Genomic DNA, 20,385 nt, shown 5'->3' on the forward strand with positions numbered 1-20,385 from the left:
ACAGCTCCCCAATGTTTCGCATGCGAAACATCTTCGGCTCATCAAACGTTTCGCGCGCGAAACATTCAAGGGCAAGTCCCGGCCTCTGCAGGGACCCTGAAGGATCGGTCCGGGCGGGGTGTTTCGCGCGCGAAACGCCGGACCCGGCCCCTCCGGAAGCGGCAAATGTTTCGCGCGCGAAACATTCAGCCCGAAGCCGACGCGGCCTGACGCGCCAGATCCTCGCGCCGCCAGATCCCCAGCAGCAGCTTTTTGAAGGCGGCATAGGTGGCGTCAAAGGTCTCGCGGCCGCGGATATAGGTCTCGCGGTTGAAGTCGCGGTAATCGGCCTCATAGATGCCATGCACCTGCTCTCCGACCTGACCGATCAGCGCGGTGAAATCCTGGCGCTCATTGGCCATGGTGCGCCCCAGCCAGGCCTGCATCAGCGCGGCCATCTCGGCCTGCTGGCTGCCGTCATAGCGCGTCAGCAGCACCCGCACCGCGTCCCATTCAAACTTCAGCTCTTCGCGCCCCAGGGCACGCGCGGCCATATTCTCGCTCTCCTCGATCGAGCCAAACGTCGAATGCAGCATGTCGAAAAACCGCCCCGTGCTGTCGAATTCCAGAAAAGAGGCCCCCGTCGGCACCAGCAGAATATCGGCTGCCGCCAGGCCATTGATGGTCAGATAGCCAAGCGCCGGCGGCGTATCGAGAAAAACGAGGTCATACTGATCAAGGATCCCGTCCTCGCTCAGCACATCCGTGAGGCTCTCCCACAGCTTCCAGCCCCGCGCCGCCATGCGCCAGACCGGGATCTGAAATTCCGCCCAATAGAGGTTCAGCTGTGCCCCGATCAGATCGATATTCGGCCAGTGGGTTTTGCGGATCAGATCCTTTGAGCCCACCTTCAGCGCCTCAGTCAGCGTCTCATCAAGGCTGAGGGGTGTTTCGCCGCGCGACACCCGGATGCGGTTCTCGCCCTGCACATGGCGCGCGTAGTGCCGCGCCAGCAGCGGAAAGACGGTTTGCCATTCATCCTGCACCTGGCCGCCAAAGACCGAAGTCATCGAGCCCTGGCTGTCGAGATCAATCACCAGCACCTTATAGCCATCGAGCGCTGCCGACATCGCCAGATGCGCCGCGGTTGAGGTCTTGCCGACGCCGCCTTTGAAATTCGCCACCGCCACGATCTTGGCCGGCAGCCCCTCGGGGCGCCAGGGCAGATAGGGCTTGGCCTTGGAGCCTTCGGCCCCGAAATGCGCGCGCAGCCGCAGCACCTCATCGAGGGTGAACCACTTTGCGCCGCCTTCGGTTTCCGATCTGCCCTGGGGCAGATCGGGATGGGCTTTGAGCACGCGGCGGAAGTGGGCCTGGGCCACCGGGATCAGATAGCGGGTGATTTCCCAGGTCGAAAACAGCCGCAGACTGCGCTCGCCGCTCTGGTCAAGGCCGCGGGCGGCCAGATCGTCACGCCCCCTTGCGCAGGACCCCGCAATGGTGGCAAAGCTGTCGGTTCCAACCACGGGCCCCAGTTCCTGCAACGCCGCATCGGGCGAAAGCCCGATATAGGGCGGCAGACTGCGGTTGTCCCGCATCGGGGACCGGGCAGGTTTCTCAGCGTTACGACGCGGGTGACGGGCGGGTCCGGCGGCCATGCTTGATTCTCCCGACAGGCCGGCTTTCCCGGTCATGTGCTGTGTTTCACACAATATACCTTAAAACAAAGCACTTCCCAGTGTTTTCAGCACGCATTCAATTTTCCTAAGCAATTCAAAGCTCTGTCCCTGGCTGAAAAGTTATCCACAGGGCGCGCTTCGTCGCGGCTCTTAGTTATATATAGTTAATATAAGAGTTAAGCAGATTGTCTGACAATTTTTTATCAATAATATCAATATGTTACAGGCGTTTTTGGGCGTCATGCGTATGTGAAACCACGTTTAAGTGAATCCAGAACCACGAAGATGCGATTCCAAAACCACGTTGAAACCCGCTTCATTGCCTTGCTGCTCCGGGCGCTCTTCGCTAATTTGGGTGTCAATGAAACCACGATAAAAGGCAGGCAAATGGCAGGTACGGTCGTTGCACCGTCGCAGGGGCTGTTGCCGGATCCTGGTGCGACGGATTTCTTCTACTGCGACATCCTCGATGCGCTTCCGAAAGATGATATGGCGACGATGGAGCATCCGCTCTTTTCGCTCTCCACCCGGCCCGATCTGCGGGTGCTGCGCTACGATCACAACGGCGCTGAGGTCACGGTAACCCCTTCGGTCAAAGGGCTGGCGACGCTCTTTGACAAAGACATTCTGATCTATTGCGTGAGCCAGCTGGTGGCGGGTCTGAACGCAGGCCGCGATGTCTCGCGCCGCGTCAGCCTGACCGCGCATGATCTGCTCGTTGCCACCGGGCGCGAGACCTCAGGCGACAGCTACCGCCGCCTGCGCGAGGCCTTTGAGCGGCTCGCAGGCACCCGCATCACCACCAATGTGGTGACGGGGGGCGTGGAGATGACCACCGGCTTTGGTCTGATTGAAAGCTGGCAGATCCTGCGCCACAGCCGCGGCGGGCGCATGGTCATGGTCACGGTGGTGCTGTCGGAATGGCTTTACCGTGCGGTGCTGTCGAAATCGGTCCTGACGCTCAGCCGCGATTACTTCGGGCTCAGAAAACCGCTGGAGCGCCGGGTCTATGAGCTGGCGCGCAAGCACTGCGGACGGCAGAACGAATGGCGCGTGTCAATTTCCGTGCTGCATCTGAAGTCGGGCTCCAACTCGCCGCTGCGGGTGTTCCGGCAGATGCTGCGCCAGATGATCAGCGCCGATCACCTGCCCGATTATCACCTGGCCGAAGAGCCCGGCGATATGCTGCTGGTCACCCGCCGCGGCATTGTGCTCGAAGCGGGCGAGGGTCCGGCGCTGAAGGTCAGCACGCTGGAAAAGGCCCGCGTGCTGATGCCGGGCGCAGATGTCCATGCTCTGGCGCAGGACTGGCGCGCGGTCTGGGCCCGCACCGGACGCCAGCCTTTGCGCGCCCCCGATGCAGCCTTCCTTGGCTGGGTGAAAAAGCGGCTCACGGCGACGGACGAAAGCTGAGGCCCTTCAGCCGCGCGGCCCGGCAGGCGGTCGCGCGCGCCAGGAGAAGGGCAGCCGTGCTTCGGTCTCGCGCAGGGCGGCGCGCAGCCCGGCGATATTGGGCAGATACTCAAGGATCCGTCCGCTGTCCTGACCGCTGCTCTCCAGCGCCGCGCGGATGCGCGGATCGGGTCCGGGCCTGGCCGCGCCGGAAAGCGCCAGCCGCGCGATGAGATCGGCCACCCGCAACACCCCCTCTGCGGGGGTGTCATAGACCTCTTCAAAAAGCACCACCTCCGGGCAAAGGCCGCGGGCTTTGAAAGCTTCGGCCAGCTGGCAGCGCCGCTGCCAGCCGTTCCAGAGCCCGCGGCGCGCGGCCTCCAGATCGGCGGGCGGCAGGCTGCGGAGACCGGCCTCGCAGTCGCGCACCACCTGATCGGCCAGGGCCCTGCCCCAGGCCCCGGTCAGCTGCGCGGTGATGAGAGAGAGCATCCTTGCGCTGTCGCTTTGACGGTCGAGGATCAGCGGCCGCCAGCCGGCGGCTGTGGTCTCTTCCATCAGGATCTCATTGAGGCGCGGCGGCACCAGCTCGTGGCAGTGCTTCATGCTGCCCGCGCCGCTCAGGGCCTCGCGGATCCCTGCGCGCAGCGCCGCCTCATCCTGGGTCTGCAGAAAGGCTTTATGCAGCCCGCCCAGACGGCGGTCGGGGTTGAAGGGCTCATGCCCGAGGCTGGGCGCCTGAGAGAGCGTGATCAGCAGATGCGCCAGCGTGGTGCCGCCGGTGCGCTGCAGGGTCCAGATGATGAAAGGGACAGACACGGGGCTCAGGCTCCTGCGGGAACAGCCGGCGGGGCCGGGACTTTCGGGACGCATGTGCGAGGGTAGGGCGGTCCGGCTGCATTAATCAACCTTAGATTGTATCTATCAGGGGTTGTAATGGCGCAGGGATCTGCTTTCCTGCGTCAGGGGGCAGGAGAGATATCATGCGCAGGGATCCGCCGGAGATCTCGGTGATCGTGCCGGTTTTTAATCTGGGCGCTTTCGGAGTGGCTGCAGTGCACAGCCTGCTCGCGCAGGATTTTGACGATTATGAAGTGCTGCTGGTCGATGACGGCTCCACCGATGGTTCGGGCACGGCGGCCTTTGCGGCGGCGGGGGGCGATCCGCGCTTCCGGCTGCTGCGCCAGCAGAACCTTGGCCTGCCGGCGGCGCGCAACCGGGCGCTGGCGGCGGCCCGCGGCCGCTTCATTGCCTTTCTCGATGGCGATGACCGCTACAGCCCGGTCTTTCTCAGCCGGATGCGGGCGGCGCTTCTGGAGGATGGCGGCGACTGGGTGGCCTGCGCCTTTGCCGATTGCCTGCCCGACGGGCGGCAGATCCCGCAGCCGGCGCTTTATGACCGGCCCATGCCGCGCGCCGCCGCACGCTGGCCGCTGGCGAGCCTCGAGGGGATCCTCGCGCATTACCCCTCGGTCTGGAACAAGCTTTATCGCCGCGAGCTGCTGGCGGGCTTAAGCTTTGAGCCGGGCTGGTTTGAAGATCACGTCTTCTGGCTGCGCGCCGCGCTGCGCAGCCCGGCGATCCTGCATCTGCCCGAGCCGCTTTATCTGCAGACCCGCGGGCGGAAGGGGCAGTTGACCACCAGCGATGATGAGCGCGTCTTTGACCAGTTCCCGGTGCTTGAGCGGCTGCGCCATTTGCTGGTGTCCTCAGGCCGCCCCGGCGCGGCGGAGGCCTTTGAGGATCTGGCGGGGCGGCTGCTGGCCGAGCGCGCGCAGGTGCTGCGCGATCCGGGGCGGCGCTCGCGCTGGATCGGGGCGACGCGGCACTGGCTCAGCCGCCAGGGCTTTGACTTTCCCGCCCGCCATTCGCCCTCGCTGGCCACGGCCCTTGCCGGGCGCATGCCCGTGGGCGTAGTCGCGGATCTGAGCGCGGGCGGCGATCTCTCAGAGGCCGCCCTTGAGGGGCTGGCGGGTCAGGACATCTCCGCCTTCAGCCTGATCGCTCTGACCCGGCCCGGAGCGGCGCTGCCGCCGCGGCTGGCCGAGTTTCAGCGCCGCTGCCCTGACCGGCTGCTGATAAGGCTGGAGATGCCTCCCGCGCGGCCCGCCCCGCTGCGCTGGCGCGCCGCGCTGACCGGCTCAGAGGCGGAGGCGCTGGTCCTTTGCACCGGCCAGGAGGGCTTTGAGCCCTCGGCCCTCCGGCTCTGGGCGGATGCGCGCCGGCGCGGGCGGGCCGATCTGGCGGTCTCGGGGCTGCGGCTTCCGGCGGGGGGCGGCTGGCATGACGGCTGGGGCGACAGCGCGGCGCTGTCGCAGCCGCCCGCAGAGGGGCTGGCGCTGCAGCCGCGCCCCGGTGGCCTGCCGCTGCTGCCGCTGACGGCCAATCTTCTGATCAGCCGCCCGCTGCTGTCAGAGGCGCTGCCGCCGCCCGACAGCCCCTGGCCCGAGGGCGATCTGAGCCTGCGGCTCAGCGCCAAAGCGGCGCGCATCGTCTGGCTGGGCTTTCCCGCGGTGCATCCGCCGCTTTGCCCGGCCCTGCGCGGAACCCGGGTCTTTGAGCGGGCCGAAGATCTGGCGGTGACGCGCGGCCTGAGCGGCGCGCAGCGGCGGCAGTTTTTGCTGAGGGTTTTGCAGATGCAGATGGATTTCGGCCCCCCGGGCGCGGGACGGCTGCGCCCTTTGTGGCTGCTGCCGGGGGTGTTTTACGGCCGCAGGCGGCTCAGCCGCGCCGGGCTCTGGCCCGGAGAGGGGCCGCTGGATGCGCGGCTTTCGCGGCTGCTGCGCCCGCAGGGATGGCGCTGAGACCGGAAAATATCGGCGGAAAATCTTTTCCGGGAATACACGTTTAAGTTGCAAATTAACGCCGCTCTGGCAGACTGACAGGGTGCGAGTGACCGGGCGGCCGGATCTCTTCCGGTTGTAAAAGCGGATGTGTTCATGATTGCCTTTCAGCCCCGCCCCGGGGCGCAGTTTTGCTGTGAGACGGATTTTTCACAGCACAGCTTTGCGTCACTGCATTTCTGCACCGCGGATGCCGCCGCCATCCCGCTGCATCTGTCGCTGCGCCCGGGGGAGGGGCTGGTGGTGCTGAACCGGCGCGACCGCGCGGGCTGGCGGCGCGAGCTGCCGCTGGCGCACCGCTTTGCGCAGCCCCGCGGCCATCTGCAGCTGACCTTCGGGCAAAACGGCGTTCTGCTGGAGGTCGATGGCCGGAGGCTGGGCCGCTTTGACCCTTTCCCCCGCCCCGACCGCAGCGCCAGGCTGAAGCTCAGGCGCGGCTTTCCGGGGCTGCAGCGCATCACCGGCGTCCTGGCCGAGGGCGGGATTTTCCCGAAAACCCTGCCCGACACCCATCCTGAGATCGCGCCCCGGTGGCTGACCGGGGGGCGGGCGCTCTGGATCAGCCGCAGGCTGGAGCTGATCTCTCCGCGGCCCGTGGCACCGCTGCCGCTGCCGGGGGGCGACGTGCTGGATCTGCTGCCGCTCGCAGGCGGCGGCTATGGCGCGGCGCTGCCCGGGCGGATCTGGCAGGGCGGAGAGGTCTTCTCTCCCGGGGAGGGGCTTTCGTTTTCGCGCCGCGATCTGGCGCGGCTGATGGATCAGGTGCTGGCGGAGGGCCAGGCCGATCTGGATGATTTCCTGGCGCTGCAACTGCTTGAGCACAGCCGCTGGAGCGGCGCGGGCGCGGATCTGTCCGCGGCCACCCGCCGCGCGCTGCTGCGTCTCGCGGCGCGTTTCGGGCTGCAGGCATATCTGGCCGCAGGCGGGCTGACGGCAGAGGCCGCCCCGCTCCCGCTGCCCCTGCCGCAGGAGGACGCACAGGCGCGCCGCTATGCCCTCAGTGGCGGGCTGATGGCCCGGCTGCGGGCGGGAGGAGATCCGGACGACAGCGCCCTCTCAGCGGCGCTGTCCGGGCTGCCCACGGCTGACGAGCGCGGGAGCTTTCTCGCAGAGCTGACCGAGAGTTACTGCCTGACGGGCAGCTTTGAGCGGCTTTTGGCGGCGGCGGAGCGCAGCGGGGCCGCCGGGGTGCTTCTGGCCGCCCCGGACAGCTCCTGGATGCGCTCGGTGCTGTTTGCCTGGCAGGCGGCGCGGGGGCGCAGCCTGCCGGAGATGACGGCCGGGCTGGCCGCTCTGACGGGGGCGCGTGACTGGATCGTCACTCCGGCGGTTGCCGAGGGGCTGACGCGGCTTCTGACCCGCCCTGCGCTGCCGCTGAGCGATCTGGAGCCACTTTTAAGCGCCTGGTTCGCCTTTCATGAGGCGCTCGCCTGGCAGAGCTTCAGCCGCCATGGCTGTCAGGCCCTCTGCCGCGCCTCGGCGGGGCTTTTGCAGCTGCACCCGGCGCTGCCCGGGGATCTGCAACAGCGCCTTGAGGGGCATTGGCTGCGCTGTCTGGGCCTGACCACGGCCTTTTATGACGCGCTGTCAGAGCTTTGTGGCGCTTCGGAGCTGCCGCCCCGGCTGCGGGCCGCCGCACTGCAGTTCCGCAGGCTCTCCGACCCCGACACCCCGCCCGGCGAAGCGGAGGAGGCCGCCCGCTTCTTTGAAGCGGCAGGCACCCCCGGGATCGATCGGTTCCGCCGCGCCCGCTTCGGTCCCGCCGGGGCGGGGCTGGAGGTGCCCTCCGCCCTCAGCGGCGAGGCGCTTTTGCGCCATCTGCTCGCGCCGCTGACCCCGGGCGGAGAGGATCTGCCCCCTGAGGACCGCGCCCGCGCCGCCCGCGCGGTGAGCGGGCTTTGGGAGCGGGTGCCCGAGGCGCTTTTCGCCCCCGTTCAGGCCCGTCTGGGGCGCGATCTGGCGCGCTTTATGACAGAGGGCCTGCCGGGGGGAGAGGCGGGCCGCGCGCTCTGGCGGGATCTGCGCGCCTTAAGCGGGCGGGAGGCCCGTCACCTCGGCCTCGCCCTGGCGCTTTTGCTGCTCGAAGAGGCCCCGCCCCGCCCCGGAGATACGGCCCTGCGCGCGAAGCTGCAGGCGCTGATCCCAGGCGCAGAACCGCTGGGAGAGGCCCCGGCCCTTGCTGCGCTTCCCGCGCGGATGACGGGCCGGATCTCGGGGCTGATCCCCGCCCCCGCCCCCCCCGAAGGACTGCCGCCCTGGGGGGAGCCGGTCTCAAAGCTGCATGATCTGATCGTGGTGGTTTTCTCCTGCAAAGCCCATCTCGGCACCCGCATTCCGGCCATGGAAAAGGGCTGGCTGTCTGATCTTCAGGCCTTTGAAATCCCTTATATTATCGTGACCGGCGGGGGGCTTCCTGGAGAGGTCCGCCGCGCGGGGCGGCATGTCACGCTTGATTGTCCCGATGACTATGAGGGGCTGCCGCAAAAGACCCTGGCGGTGCTGCGCTATATCCGCGATCACACCCCTTTTGCGCGGATGCTGAAGATCGATGACGACTGCTTTCTGGCGACAGAAAGCCTCGTCACCGGGCTGCCGCATCTGATGTCGGACTGGGCGGGGCGGGTGCTGAGCCGGGCGCGCGGCAATACCGACCGGCTCTGGCATCAGGCGAAATCGCAAAGCCCGCGCGGGCGGCAGGATCTCGACAAATCGCCCGAGCCTTCGGTCTATACCGACGGCGGCTCGGGCTATGTGCTGAGCCGCCGCGCCATCACAGCCGCCCTTGAGATGGCGGCGACCCCGGCGGGGCAGCGGCTCATCAGCCTGTCGTTTCTCGAAGACAAACTGCTGGGGGATCTGCTGAGCCGCGCCGGATTTCGCCCCGATCCGACCGGCTGGCGTATGCCCCAGGAGCGCCGCACCGCGCTGCAGGGCCGCACGGTGCCGTTCTGGCACAATGGCCCCCGCCCCTTTGCCGGAGCGGGGATCCTCGGCCTGCATCTCGACGGGCCTGAGCAACAGGTTGAGGTGCACCGGGCCGCGCGGCTGGATCTGCCGCAGAAGGGGCGGATCTGGCCCGCCTCTCAGGGGGTGAAATTCGGCTGGGCCTCAAATTGTCTGACGCTGATCAGCCCGGTTGCGCGGCTCTCACAGCTGGCGCGGGCAGAGGTCGCGGTGGTCTGTGCCCTGCGCAATGAGCGCGAGATCCTGCCGCAGTATCTGGCGCATTACCGCAGTCTGGGCGTCGGGGGCTTTCTGATTGCCGACAATGGCTCAGATGATGGCAGCCTGGAATATCTGGCGGATCAGCCCGATGTGGCGCTGTTTTCCGTCGATACGCCCTATAGCCTGTCGCATTACGGCGTCGACTGGCAGGAGGCGCTGCTGTCGTCTTTCCGGCAAAACCGCTGGAGCCTGGTGGCCGATGCCGATGAATTTCTGGTCCCCGACCCCGGCAGCGATCTGCCCGCGCTTTTGCGCGGCGCTGACTTTGCCGGGGCCGATGCGGTGCGGGTCTTCATGCTGGATCTTTATCCCAAAGGCCCCCTGTCAGAGGCGGATTTCACCCGTGCCAGCCCCTTTGAGGCGGCGGGCCATGCCGATCTGACGCCCTTTTTGACCACCTCCGGGGCGCGGGGGCCTTTCTCGGATCAGCCGACCTGGACCAGCGGGCTGCGCCACCGTCTGATGCCCGGATCGCGGCCCGAGCTTTTCGTGGCGCAAAAGATCGCGCTTTTGCGCTTTGGCCCGCAGATGCAATTGAGCGAGGGGCTGCATTACGTCTCGGGCTGCCGCCCTGCGCCGCGGGATCTGCTTTTCGGGCATTTCAAATATACCCCCTGGTTTGCCGCCCGCGTCGCGCGCGAGGTCGCGCGCGGGCAGCATTTCAACGGCGCTGAGGAATACCGCCGCTATCTCAATCTCCTGGCAGAGGGGCGCGACTGCCTGTGGCAGGAAGGTGCCTCAGGCCCCTGGACGGACAGCGCCTTCATCCGCCACCTCTTCGCCACCGGACAGGCACCGGGGCGATGAGGGGCCCCTTAATACCAGCGCCCGATGGCGGTCAGATGCAAAGGATCGGCGCGCCGCGCATGATCGGCCCCGCGCAGGCTGAGGCTCGCCGAGGTGGTGCCGGGCGCGGCATCCAGACAAAGCGCCGAGAGCACCGTGGCCTGGGCCGTGCCGCTGATCACCGGAGGCGCGGTGAAGGGCTGCGGATAGCTCCAGGTTGTGGCCGCCGAAGCCGAGGGCGTCAGGCTTCGTCGGCAGATCTGCGTGCCATCGGGCAGCCGCAGCCAGGAGCCATTGGCCGTGCTGCCGCTGCTGCTGCTCTGGCGCATCCAGGGCTGCCAGGTTCCGGCGCTGTCCGCCCCCCGGCTCCAGAGCGTGCCGCTTTGGGTGATGTAAAGCTGCGCCGCCCCCGCGCCAGGCCGGGCGATCTGCACCAGGGCCCCGGCGGCGGCCTCGGGATAATGATTGCCCGCCGTCAGCGCCGCCGAAGCGCAGACCCAGACCCCGCTGCCCGGCAGATCATCCGGATCATCGCCTGCATCAAGCGCGAGCCCCAGCGGCCAGCCGTAATCGCCGGATTTCACCAGCCGTCCCGGCACCTCATCCGTGGCGCTTTGCGTGATCCCCGCGCCGCTGAGAAGCCCCGTGGCGCGGGCCACCGACAAAGCGGTGATCCAGGTGCTGCCATCGGCGCTGACCTTCAGCGCAAAATCATCCGTCCCGGAGGTGCCCATCTCGGCCCGCCCGCCCCAGGCGGTCTGAAAGAGCAGGCTTGCGGTTTCCGCCGCGGCGGCCTTGTTGATCTTGATCTGATGGCCCGCGCCCTGATGGGTGAACAGCGACGCCTCTCCCGCAAGGGCAAGCCGGTTGGCCCCCTCAGCCGTTGCCCCAACCCCGAGCCGCGCGACCTGCAACGGCAGATCCTGCGCCGCCACCCAGGCGCCGCCCTGCCAGCGCAGCGCCAGAGCCTCATCCGCGACCCAGATCTGCCAGCCCTCAGCCGGGGTCAGAAAGACCCAGGCGCCCTGCGCAAAATAGCCGATCTGCCCGCCCCGCCCGTCCCAGGCCCCGGTGGCCCCGGCGGGGATCAAAAAGCGCGCGCCCTCTGCGGGATCATCGGGGGGCGCGCTTTCGCTGCGGCTTGCGACCCCGGCCTGCACCAGCACCTCCAGCAGGCGCAGCGCCTCATTATGGGGGATATGCTTTTGCGCCTGGGCCGGCCGGATCATCGGCAAAGCCAGAACGGGCGTAAGATCGTCAGAGGCGAAAAGATCAGACATGGCCACTCCGGCGTGAGGAAATCGCCGCCATGCTCGGCGAAGGGCTTTGCAGCAGGGTTAACGCTGCGTACGCTCAAACCTCTCAGGGGCCGTCATCCTGCCCCGCTTTTGCCCGAAGTTGCTTTTATCATGGGTGTGCAACCGCCGATCCGTCAGCGGAATTTTAAGACAAACCCCTGCTCTTTCAGGGGGATCCGGCCCTGCGGGCCATGTTTGAAGGATTGAAGTGATTTGGCTGTGCTGTCTTCCGCGCTGACCCATCTGCAACGGCTTGAGGCCGAGAGTATTCATATCTTCCGCGAAGTGGTGGCCACGGCGGAAAAGCCGGTGATGCTTTATTCGGTGGGCAAGGATTCCGCCGTTATGCTGCATCTGGCGAAAAAGGCCTTCTGGCCCGCGCCGCCGCCCTTTGCGCTGCTGCATGTCGATACGACCTGGAAATTCCGCGATATGTACGCTTTGCGCGACCGCGCCGCGGCAGAGGCGGGGATGAAACTTCTGGTGCATCAAAACCCCGAGGCTCTCGCCCAGGGCATCAATCCTTTCGACCACGGCGGGCTGCACACCGATCTGTGGAAGACCGAAGGGCTGAAACAGGCGCTGGATAAATGGGGCTTTGACGTGGCCTTCGGCGGCGCGCGCCGCGATGAGGAAAAATCCCGCGCCAAAGAACGGATCCTGTCGTTCCGCTCGGCCGCGCATCGCTGGGATCCGAAAAACCAGCGCCCTGAGCTCTGGCAGATTTATAACACCCGCAAAGCCCGGGGTGAGACGATCCGCGCTTTTCCGATTTCCAATTGGACCGAGCTGGATATCTGGCAATATATCCGCGCCGAAGGCATTGAGATTGTGCCGCTTTATTTCGCCAAACCCCGACCTGTGGTCGAGCGCGGCGGGCTTTTGATTATGGTAGATGACAAGCGCTTCCCGCTGGCGGCGGGCGAGGTGCCGAAGATGGCCTCGGTGCGCTTTCGGACGCTGGGCTGCTACCCGCTGACGGGGGCGGTCGAAAGCACCGCCGCCACGCTGTCAGAGGTGATCCGCGAGATGCTGTTAACCACCACCTCCGAGCGGCAGGGGCGGGCGATTGATCACGATCAGTCGGCCTCGATGGAGAAGAAAAAGCAGGAGGGCTATTTCTGATGAGCTCTTATGTGACCGACAGCCTGATCTCTGAAAACATTGAAGAATATCTGGCTTTGCATGAGCGCAAAAGCCTGATGCGCTTCATCACCTGCGGCTCGGTGGATGACGGCAAATCCACCCTGATCGGGCGGCTGCTTTACGACACCAAGATGATCTTTGAAGACCAGCTGGCAGGGCTTGAGGCCGACAGCAAAGCCATGGGCACACAAGGTCAGGACCTTGATTTCGCGCTGCTGGTCGATGGCCTTGCCGCCGAGCGCGAACAGGGCATCACCATCGATGTCGCCTACCGCTTTTTTGCGACGGAAAAGCGCAAATTCATCGTCGCCGATACCCCCGGCCATGAGCAATATACCCGCAATATGGTCACCGGGGCTTCGACCGCGGATCTGGCCGTCATCCTGATCGATGCGCGCCAGGGCGTGCTGACCCAGACCCGGCGGCACAGCTATCTGGTGCAGCTTTTGGGCATCCGCAATGTGGTGCTGGCGATCAATAAGATGGATCTGGTGGGCTGGTCTGAGGCCCGCTTCAACGAGATCGTCGCCGAGTATCAGGCCTTTGCGGATCTGATCGGCATGGCGGCTTTCACCGCGATCCCGATCTCGGGTCTGAAGGGCGACAATATCGCGACCCGCAGTGAGCGCAGCCCCTGGTATCAGGGCCCCGTGCTGCTGGCGCATCTCGAAGAGGCGCCTTTGCAGGAAAGCCGCATGGAGGAGCGCCCCTTCCGCATGGCGGTGCAATGGGTGAACCGCCCCAACCTCAATTTCCGCGGCTTTACCGGGCTGGTGAGTTCCGGCCAGGCCCGCCCCGGCGATGCCCTGCGGGTGCTGCCCTCGGGCAAAACCACCCGCCTCAAAGAGATCCCCGCCTTTGGCGGATCGCAGGATCTGGCGCGGGCCGGGCAGTCGGTCACGCTGACCTTTGAAGATGAGATCGACTGCTCGCGCGGCGATGTCATCGTCCAGGCCGATGCCCCCTGCGAAGTGGCCGATCAGTTTGAGGCCACCCTCGTCTGGATGGGCGAGGCCGAGATGCTGCCGGGGCGGCCCTACTTGCTGAAACTCGGCACCCAGGTGGTGACCGCCACGGTCACCGCCCCGAAATATGAGGTCAACGTCAACACGCTGGAGCATCTGGCCTCCAGGACCCTGGGCCTCAATGCCATCGGCGTGGTGAACCTCTCAACCGACCGCCCCATTGCCTTTGAGGCTTTTGCCGATAATCCCGCGCTTGGCGGCTTCATCCTGATCGACCGGATGAGCAATGCCACCGTGGCGGCGGGCATGATCCGCTTTGCGCTGCGGCGCAGTCAGAACATTCACTGGCAGGCGGTGGATGTGAACCGCGAGGCCCATGCCGCGCTGAAAAACCAGCGCCCGAAGGTGGTCTGGTTCACCGGGCTGTCGGGCTCGGGCAAATCCACCATCGCCAATCTGGTCGAGAAGAAACTCCACGCGCTTGGCAAACACACCTTTCTTCTTGATGGCGACAACGTCCGCCACGGGCTGAACCGCGATCTGGGCTTTACCGATGCCGACCGGGTGGAAAACATCCGCCGCGTGGGCGAGGTGGCAAAGCTGATGACCGATGCGGGGCTGATCGTGCTGACGGCCTTTATCTCGCCCTTCCGGGCCGAGCGGCGCATGGTGCGCGAGCTGATGGCCCCGGGCGAATTCATGGAGGTCTGGGTCTCAACCCCCCTTGAGGTGGCCGAGGCCCGGGATGTGAAGGGGCTTTATAAAAAGGCCCGCGCGGGACAGCTGAAGAACTTCACCGGCATCGACAGCCCCTATGAGCCACCGCAGACGGCGGAACTGATCGTTGACACCGTGAGCCTCTCTGCCGAAAACGCTGCCGATCGGGTGGTGGCCGCGCTGCTGGGCGGGGCGGAGAACTGAGGGGAGTTTCATGCGCATTCTTCTGACCGGCGGGGCCGGCTATATCGGCAGCCATACGCTGCTGGAACTGCTGTCAGACGGGCATGAGCTTTGTGTGACCGAGACCTTTGCCAACAGCTCGCCCGAGGCTTTGCGCCGCGTGGCCGGGCTGACCGGCCGCAGCTTTCGCACCGAGACCGCGGATGTCTGCGACACCGCCCGGATGACCCGGATCCTGCAGGACTTCCGCCCCGAAGCGGTGGTGCATTTCGCGGGCCTCAAAGCCGTGGGCGAGGGCGAGGCAGAGCCTTTGCGCTATTACGCCACCAATGTCGGCGGCACGGTCTCGCTGCTGGCGGCCATGGATGCGGCGGGCTGCCGGAAGGTGATCTTTTCGTCGTCCGCCACGGTCTACGGCGATCCGGCCTATCTGCCCTATGATGAGAACCACCCCCTGGCGCCGACCAGCGTCTATGGCCGCAGCAAGCGCATGGCCGAGCAGGTGATCACCGACTGGGCGCGCGCCACGCCGGGCGCTTCGGGGGTGCTTTTGCGCTATTTCAACCCGGTCGGCGCCCATGAGAGCGGCCGGATCGGCGAAGACCCCCAGGGCATCCCCAATAACCTCATGCCCTTCATCGCCCAGGTGGCGGTGGGGCGGCGCGCGGCTCTGGGGATTTTCGGCGATGATTACGACACCCGCGACGGCACCGGAGAGCGGGATTATCTCCATGTCACCGACCTCGCCCGGGCCCATGCGGCGGCGCTGGCCTATCGCCCCGCCCCCGGTCAGGCCGAGGCTTTCAACATCGGCACCGGCGCGGGCGTTACCGTGCAGGAGATGCGGCGGGCCTTCTCGCAGGCCTGCGGGCGGGATCTGCCCTTTGAGGTGCTGCCGCGCCGGGCGGGCGATCTTCCGGCCTATTACGCCGATCCTGCCATGGCGCGGGACAAGCTGAACTGGCAGGCCCGCCTCGGCCTGACCGAGATCTGCGAAAGCACCTGGCGGTGGCAGTCGGCAAACCCCGAAGGCTACCGCAGCTGACAGGGCCACACTCCGCAGATCACGCCCCCTTCGGTCCTCCCTGATAAAGCTTCAGGATGAGGGCCGAAGTCCGGCCTCAACCGTATCCAGAACATCCTCAAGAAGACCACTGTCCTCAGCCTCAACCATAACGCGGATCAGCGGCTCAGTGCCCGAAGGACGCACGAGGATGCGGCCGGTTTTGCCTAAGCGGACTTCCTGCGCTTTGATCAGAGCGCCGATCTCAGGGCGCTGCAAAAGCGCGGTGTCGAGCCGCAGATTGCGCAGCACCTGCGGCACCGGGGTAAAGCGGCGCACCAGCTCGCTGGCGCGCAGGCCCGTCTGTTTCATCAGCGCCATGAACTGCAGACCCGCCATCAGACCATCGCCGGTGGTGGCATAATCCGACATCACGATATGGCCCGACTGCTCGCCCCCAAGGTTAAAGCCCCCCTCGCGCATCCGCGCAACGACATGGCGGTCGCCGACCTTCGTGCGCTCAAGGGTCAGGCCCTTGCCTTCAAGAAACCGCTCAAGGCCAAGGTTCGACATCACGGTGGCGACCAGGGTGCCGTTCTTCAGCTTACCCTCTGCGCCCCAGTGTTCGGCAAAAAGCGCCATGATCTGATCGCCGTCCGCCACCGCCCCGGTCTCATCGATCAGGATGATGCGGTCGGCATCGCCATCAAGACAGATCCCGAGATCCGCGCCGGTGGCCCTGACCATGGCGGCCGCGGCCTCGGGATGGGTTGAGCCGCAGTCGAGGTTGATGTTGAAGCCATCGGGTGCCACGCCCATCGGCACCACATCGGCGCCCAGCTCCCACAAAGCCTCAGGGGCGGTGCGGTAAGCCGCGCCATGGGCGCAGTCCACCACCACCTTCAGCCCGTCAAAGCGCGCGCCATTGATGGTGGTCTTGGCAAATTCGACATAGCGCCCGCGGCCGTCTTCAAGGCGGCGCAGACGACCGATCTGATCCGGCTCGACCGCCTCGGGCTGGTTCTCAAAGAGATCCTCAATGGTGGCTTCATCTTCATCGGGCAGCTTGAAGCCATCGGGGCCGAAGAACTTGATGCCATTGTCCCGGGCCGGATTGTGGCTCGCGGAGATCATCACCCCCAGATCCGCCCGCATCGAGCGGGTGAGAAAGCCCACCGCAGGCGTCGGCACCGGCCCCAGCAGGATGACATTCATCCCCGCCGACGACAGCCCCGCCGCCAGCGCATTCTCCAGCATATAGCACGACCGCCGGGTGTCTTTGCCCAAGACCACGCGGTGGCCGTTGCGACCGTCGCGCCGAAAAAAGCTGCCCGCCGCGATCCCAAGCTTCAGCGCGGCTTCCGCGGTGATCGGGAACTGATTGGCGGTGCCGCGCACGCCATCGGTGCCAAAGAGTTTGACTGCCATAGGATTTACTCCACCGTCACCGATTTCGCGAGATTGCGCGGCTGATCCACATCGGTGCCTTTGGCGACCGCAGTGTGATAGGCCAGAAGCTGCGCGGGCACCGCATAAAGGATCGGCGCCCAGACCGGCGGCACTTCCGGCAACGCCAGCGATTGCCAGAGGCCGGGCCCGGCCTCTTCGATGCCCTGCGCATCCGAGAGCAGCAGCACCTTGCCCGAACGCGCCATGACTTCCTGCATATTCGAGATGGTCTTCTCAAAGAGCGCATCGCGCGGGGCCATGACGATGACCGGAACCTGATCGTCGATCAGCGCGATGGGGCCGTGCTTCAGCTCGCCAGAGGCATAGGCCTCGGCATGGATATAGCTGATTTCTTTGAGTTTCAGCGCGCCTTCCAGCGCCAGCGGATACATCGCCCCGCGGCCAAGGAAGATGATGTCGCGCGCCCGCGCCAGCTCATCCGCCAGCGCCGTCACCGGCTCTGAGAGCGCCAGCGAGACATTGAGAAGCCCCGGCAGACGGCGCAGATCTTCGAGATGCGCGGCCAGCGCCGTGGCATCCAGACGGCCGCGGTCCGCGCCCGCTTTCAGCGCCATCAGCGCCAGCACGCCCAGCTGGCAGGTGAAGGCCTTGGTCGAGGCCACGCCCACTTCGACGCCCGCATGAATGGGCAGCGCCAGATCGCTTTCCCGCGCGATCGACGACGTCGGCACATTCACCACCGAGACCACTTTGGCGACTTTGCCTTTGCCATAGCGCAGCGCCGCCAGGGTATCGGCGGTCTCGCCCGACTGGCTGACAAAGATCGTCATCGCGCGCTCTGAGAGCACCGGATCGCGGTAGCGGAATTCCGAGGCGATATCGATTTCCGCCGCCAGACCCGCGACCTGTTCAAACCAGTATTTCGCGACATGGCAGGCATAAGAGGCCGTGCCACAGGCCACCAGCATCACCCGGTCGATGCCGGTAAAATCAAGCCCCTCGGGCAGGTTCAGCGCGCCCTCCGGGGTCGAATAGCGGCTGATGGCATCGGCGAGAACCACAGGCTGCTCGGCAATCTCTTTCGCCATGAAGTGGCGGTGACCGGCCTTTTCGATGCGCACGGAATCGAGGGCCACGCGGGTCATGCGGCGCTCAACGAGCTGGTCCTGCTCATCGCGGATCACCGCGCCCTGGCGGGTGACCACGGCCCAGTCGCCCTCTTCGAGATAGGTGATGCGGTCGGTCATGGGGGCCAGCGCAATGGCGTCCGAGCCCACGAACATCTCGCCCTCGCCATGACCGATGGCCAGCGGGCTGCCCTTGCGGGCGCAGATCATCAGATCCTCTTGCCCCTCAAAGAGAAAGCACAGCGCGAAGGCACCGTGGATCTTCTTCAGGGTGCGCTGCACGGCCTCGACCGGATCTGCCCCGGCAGACAGCTCGCGCTGCGCCAGAAGGGCCACGACCTCGGTGTCGGTCTCAGACTGCGCGGCATAGCCGGCAGCCTCCAGCTCGGCGCGCAGCTCGCGGAAGTTCTCGATGATGCCATTGTGCACCACCGCCACCGGACCCGCCTGATGCGGATGGGCATTGCCGACAGAGGGCACGCCATGGGTGGCCCAGCGGGTGTGACCGATGCCGGATTTCCCGGCCAGCGGCGCATGCACCAGCAGATCCGAGAGGTTCACCAGCTTGCCCACCGCACGGCGGCGATCCAGCGTGCCGCCATTGATGGTGGCAATGCCCGCGCTGTCATAGCCGCGGTATTCCAGCCGCTTCAGCGCCTCAACCAGCAAAGGGCCCACTTCATTATGGCCCAGAACGCCGACGATACCGCACATGAGAAATCTCCTGTTAAACGGGCCGCCGTTCGGGGGCCGATATTGAAATGGTGTTTAAAACAAGCACTGACCCCGAGCCACCCCGGCGCGAACCGGGGCGATCAAGGCTTTGAAATGATATTTCAGCCTTTGGCCGCTTTGATCGCGCGCAGCTTTTCAAAGAGCCGCGTGGCGAGGCCCTCTTTGGTCACCTGCCGCGCCCGGCCAAGCGCCACGGCCCCCGCGGGCACATCCTCAGTGATCACCGAGCCCGAGCCGGTCATCGCGCCGTCGCCCACTTTCACCGGGGCCACCAGCATGGTGTCCGAGCCGATGAAGGCGTTTTTACCGATCACCGTGCGGTGCTTCATGACGCCGTCGTAATTGCAGGTCACGGTGCCCGCACCGATATTGCTGCCATCGCCGATATCGGCATCCCCGATATAGGTCAGATGGTTCACCTTCACGCCCTCGCCCAGAATGGCGTTTTTCACCTCGACGAAATTGCCGATATGGCCGTCTTCGCCGATCTCTGCGCCAGGACGCAGACGGGCAAAGGGACCGACCGTGGCCCCGCGCGAGATATGGCAGCCTTCCAGATGACAGAAGGCTTTGATTTCCGCACCGGATTCCACCGTGACGCCCGGCCCGAAGACCACATTCGCCCCGATCACCGCATCGCGGCCGACCACGGTATCAAGCGCAAAGAACACCGTCTCCGGCGCGGTCAGCGTGATCCCGAGATCCAGCGCCTCAGCCCGGGCGCGGGTCTGAAAAGCCGCCTCAGCTTTGGCAAGCTCGGCCCGGGTGTTGATCCCCATGGTCTCAGCTTCATCGCAAAGCACCACCCCCGCCGAGAGCCCGCCTGCGCGGGCCAGACCCACGATATCGGTGAGGTAATATTCGCCCGAGGCATTCTCATTGCCGACCGCCGCCACCAGCTCAAAGAGCGTGGTGGTATCGGCGCAGATCACCCCCGAATTGCAAAGCCGCACCGCGCGCTCAGTCTCCGTCGCGTCTTTGAACTCAACGATCTTTGAAAGCGTCTCACCTTCGAGGATCAGACGGCCATAACGGCCCGGATCGGCCGCCTCAAAGCCAAGGACCACCACCGCATGGCGCTGCCGCGCCTCCAGCATGGCCTCCAGCGTCTCGGGGCGGATGAAGGGGGTGTCGCCGTAAAGCACGATGGCATCGCCGGCCTGCACCAGCAGCGCCTCTGCGGCCTGGGCCACGGCATGGCCGGTGCCAAGCTGCTCGGCCTGCAGAACGATGCTGACCTCTTCATCAAAGGCGCGGGCGGAAGCCGCCACCTGATCGGCGCCATGGCCGGTCACCACCACGGTCTTGCCCGGATTGAGCTGCCGCCCCGCCGTCATCGCATGATGCAAAAGCGGCGCGCCGGCCACCTTATGCAGCACTTTCGGCAGATCGGATTGCATCCGGCTGCCCTGGCCGGCAGCGAGAAGGATCAGGGAGAGGGACATCTGGAACTTTCGTGCTGCAGGGCAGAGTAAAGGTTTGTTGCAACCCTGCTAGGGGATCGCGCCAAACGGATCAAGCTTTCCGCGTAAAACCGACGGCAAAGTTGCGCCGCTTTGTTTCAAAACGCGTGATCGCCGAAGAAAAAAGCACGCTTTCTGCGAAGGGTGAGGATCAGGCCTCCGGAATACAATCCTGAGCGGAACTTATTCAGGTTTCAGAGGAATCCGGAAGGGGAAATCAGGAATTAAAGACAGCCTTCTCAAGATATAAATTCCGTAACAAGTTGTGATTTTAAGGATCATCAGGAGAAATAAAAGCGGCAATTTCAGAAAATGGGACTCATGCCTTAAACATGAATAGTGCCACCCATGATATATAATAAAACAGCCTAATATATTAAACATCTGATAGGCGCTGTTGCACAAATCTATTTGGATTCAGTGTTTTGCCTGAT

Annotated in this window: 12 protein-coding genes; 6 read left to right on the top strand and 6 right to left on the bottom strand. The window is 65.4% G+C overall.

Annotated features, from left to right (window positions below; translation table 11 throughout):
• Positions 1-185: 185 nt before the first annotated feature.
• Positions 186-1,577 carry an AAA family ATPase gene (locus tag EG244_RS16690; RefSeq protein WP_233589047.1) on the bottom strand — a complete coding sequence of 464 codons (1,392 nt, stop codon included), beginning with the start codon at positions 1,575-1,577 and terminating at the stop codon, positions 186-188.
• 468 nt (positions 1,578-2,045) lie between these two features.
• Between EG244_RS16690 and EG244_RS16695 the strand changes: the two genes are divergently transcribed.
• Entirely contained in the window at positions 2,046-3,071 is a 1,026-nt protein-coding gene (locus EG244_RS16695; protein WP_124966318.1) for a replication initiator protein A, read from the top strand.
• A gap of 6 nt (positions 3,072-3,077) precedes the next feature.
• Here EG244_RS16695 and EG244_RS16700 read toward each other — a convergent pair whose 3' ends face one another.
• On the bottom strand, positions 3,078-3,869 hold the full coding sequence (locus EG244_RS16700; protein ID WP_124966319.1) for a hypothetical protein: 792 nt from the start codon (positions 3,867-3,869) through the stop codon (positions 3,078-3,080).
• A gap of 164 nt (positions 3,870-4,033) precedes the next feature.
• On the opposite strand from EG244_RS16700, the gene EG244_RS16705 reads away from it, so the two are divergent.
• Together EG244_RS16705 and EG244_RS16710 are read left to right on the top strand one after the other, a co-directional pair.
• Positions 4,034-5,854, top strand: a complete 1,821-nt coding sequence (locus EG244_RS16705) for a glycosyltransferase family 2 protein (protein WP_124966320.1) — start codon at positions 4,034-4,036, stop codon at positions 5,852-5,854.
• A 135-nt stretch (positions 5,855-5,989) separates the two neighbouring features.
• Positions 5,990-9,925, top strand: coding sequence for a glycosyltransferase family 2 protein (locus tag EG244_RS16710; RefSeq protein ID WP_124966321.1), 3,936 nt, complete (start codon positions 5,990-5,992; stop codon positions 9,923-9,925).
• 8 nt (positions 9,926-9,933) lie between these two features.
• Here the strand turns inward: EG244_RS16710 and EG244_RS16715 are convergent, their stop codons facing one another.
• A complete protein-coding gene (locus tag EG244_RS16715) occupies positions 9,934-11,184 on the bottom strand; it encodes a DUF2793 domain-containing protein (protein WP_124966322.1) in 1,251 nt (416 codons plus the stop codon).
• Between the two features lie 237 nt (positions 11,185-11,421).
• Here EG244_RS16715 and cysD point away from each other — a divergent pair, with 237 nt between their 5' ends.
• The 3 genes from cysD to galE are packed head-to-tail and all read left to right on the top strand — an operon-like array spanning position 11,422 to position 15,258.
• Positions 11,422-12,327, top strand: coding sequence for a sulfate adenylyltransferase subunit CysD (gene cysD / locus EG244_RS16720; RefSeq protein ID WP_124966329.1), 906 nt, complete (start codon positions 11,422-11,424; stop codon positions 12,325-12,327).
• Entirely contained in the window at positions 12,327-14,234 is a 1,908-nt protein-coding gene (gene cysN / locus EG244_RS16725) for a sulfate adenylyltransferase subunit CysN (RefSeq protein ID WP_124966323.1), read from the top strand. Before cysD ends, cysN begins: the two co-directional genes overlap by 1 nt.
• Before the next feature lie 10 nt (positions 14,235-14,244).
• On the top strand, positions 14,245-15,258 hold the full coding sequence (gene galE / locus EG244_RS16730; protein ID WP_124966324.1) for a UDP-glucose 4-epimerase GalE: 1,014 nt from the start codon (positions 14,245-14,247) through the stop codon (positions 15,256-15,258).
• Positions 15,259-15,309: 51 nt separating this feature from the next.
• On the opposite strand, the gene glmM is transcribed toward galE, so the two are convergent.
• The 3 genes from glmM to glmU all read right to left on the bottom strand — a co-directional run bounded on the left by glmM (position 15,310) and on the right by glmU (position 19,933).
• The gene (gene glmM / locus EG244_RS16735) at positions 15,310-16,644 is read right to left on the bottom strand and encodes a phosphoglucosamine mutase (protein WP_124966325.1); all 1,335 of its coding nucleotides are present in this window, start codon (positions 16,642-16,644) and stop codon (positions 15,310-15,312) included.
• A gap of 5 nt (positions 16,645-16,649) precedes the next feature.
• A complete protein-coding gene (gene glmS, locus EG244_RS16740; RefSeq protein WP_124966326.1) occupies positions 16,650-18,467 on the bottom strand; it encodes a glutamine--fructose-6-phosphate transaminase (isomerizing) in 1,818 nt (605 codons plus the stop codon).
• 122 nt (positions 18,468-18,589) lie between these two features.
• Positions 18,590-19,933 (bottom strand): bifunctional UDP-N-acetylglucosamine diphosphorylase/glucosamine-1-phosphate N-acetyltransferase GlmU, encoded by a 1,344-nt coding sequence (glmU, locus tag EG244_RS16745; protein WP_124966327.1) that lies wholly within the window; start codon positions 19,931-19,933, stop codon positions 18,590-18,592.
• Positions 19,934-20,385: the final 452 nt, after the last annotated feature.

Origin of the sequence: Falsigemmobacter faecalis (assembly GCF_003863335.1) — a bacterium.
In the GTDB taxonomy this organism is placed as follows: Bacteria; Pseudomonadota; Alphaproteobacteria; order Rhodobacterales; family Rhodobacteraceae; genus Wagnerdoeblera; species Wagnerdoeblera faecalis.

Excerpts from the sequence above, each read along its gene's own strand:
- EG244_RS16690 (WP_233589047.1), bottom strand. The coding sequence starts at position 1,577 with ATGCGGGACAACCGCAGTCTGCCGCCCTATATCGGGCTTTCGCCCGAT.
- EG244_RS16695 (WP_124966318.1), top strand. The coding sequence starts at position 2,046 with ATGGCAGGTACGGTCGTTGCACCGTCGCAGGGGCTGTTGCCGGATCCT.
- EG244_RS16705 (WP_124966320.1), top strand. The coding sequence starts at position 4,034 with ATGCGCAGGGATCCGCCGGAGATCTCGGTGATCGTGCCGGTTTTTAAT.
- EG244_RS16710 (WP_124966321.1), top strand. The coding sequence starts at position 5,990 with ATGATTGCCTTTCAGCCCCGCCCCGGGGCGCAGTTTTGCTGTGAGACG.
- EG244_RS16715 (WP_124966322.1), bottom strand. The coding sequence starts at position 11,184 with ATGTCTGATCTTTTCGCCTCTGACGATCTTACGCCCGTTCTGGCTTTG.
- cysN (WP_124966323.1), top strand. The coding sequence starts at position 12,327 with ATGAGCTCTTATGTGACCGACAGCCTGATCTCTGAAAACATTGAAGAA.
- galE (WP_124966324.1), top strand. The coding sequence starts at position 14,245 with ATGCGCATTCTTCTGACCGGCGGGGCCGGCTATATCGGCAGCCATACG.
- glmM (WP_124966325.1), bottom strand. The coding sequence starts at position 16,644 with ATGGCAGTCAAACTCTTTGGCACCGATGGCGTGCGCGGCACCGCCAAT.
- glmS (WP_124966326.1), bottom strand. The coding sequence starts at position 18,467 with ATGTGCGGTATCGTCGGCGTTCTGGGCCATAATGAAGTGGGCCCTTTG.
- glmU (WP_124966327.1), bottom strand. The coding sequence starts at position 19,933 with ATGTCCCTCTCCCTGATCCTTCTCGCTGCCGGCCAGGGCAGCCGGATG.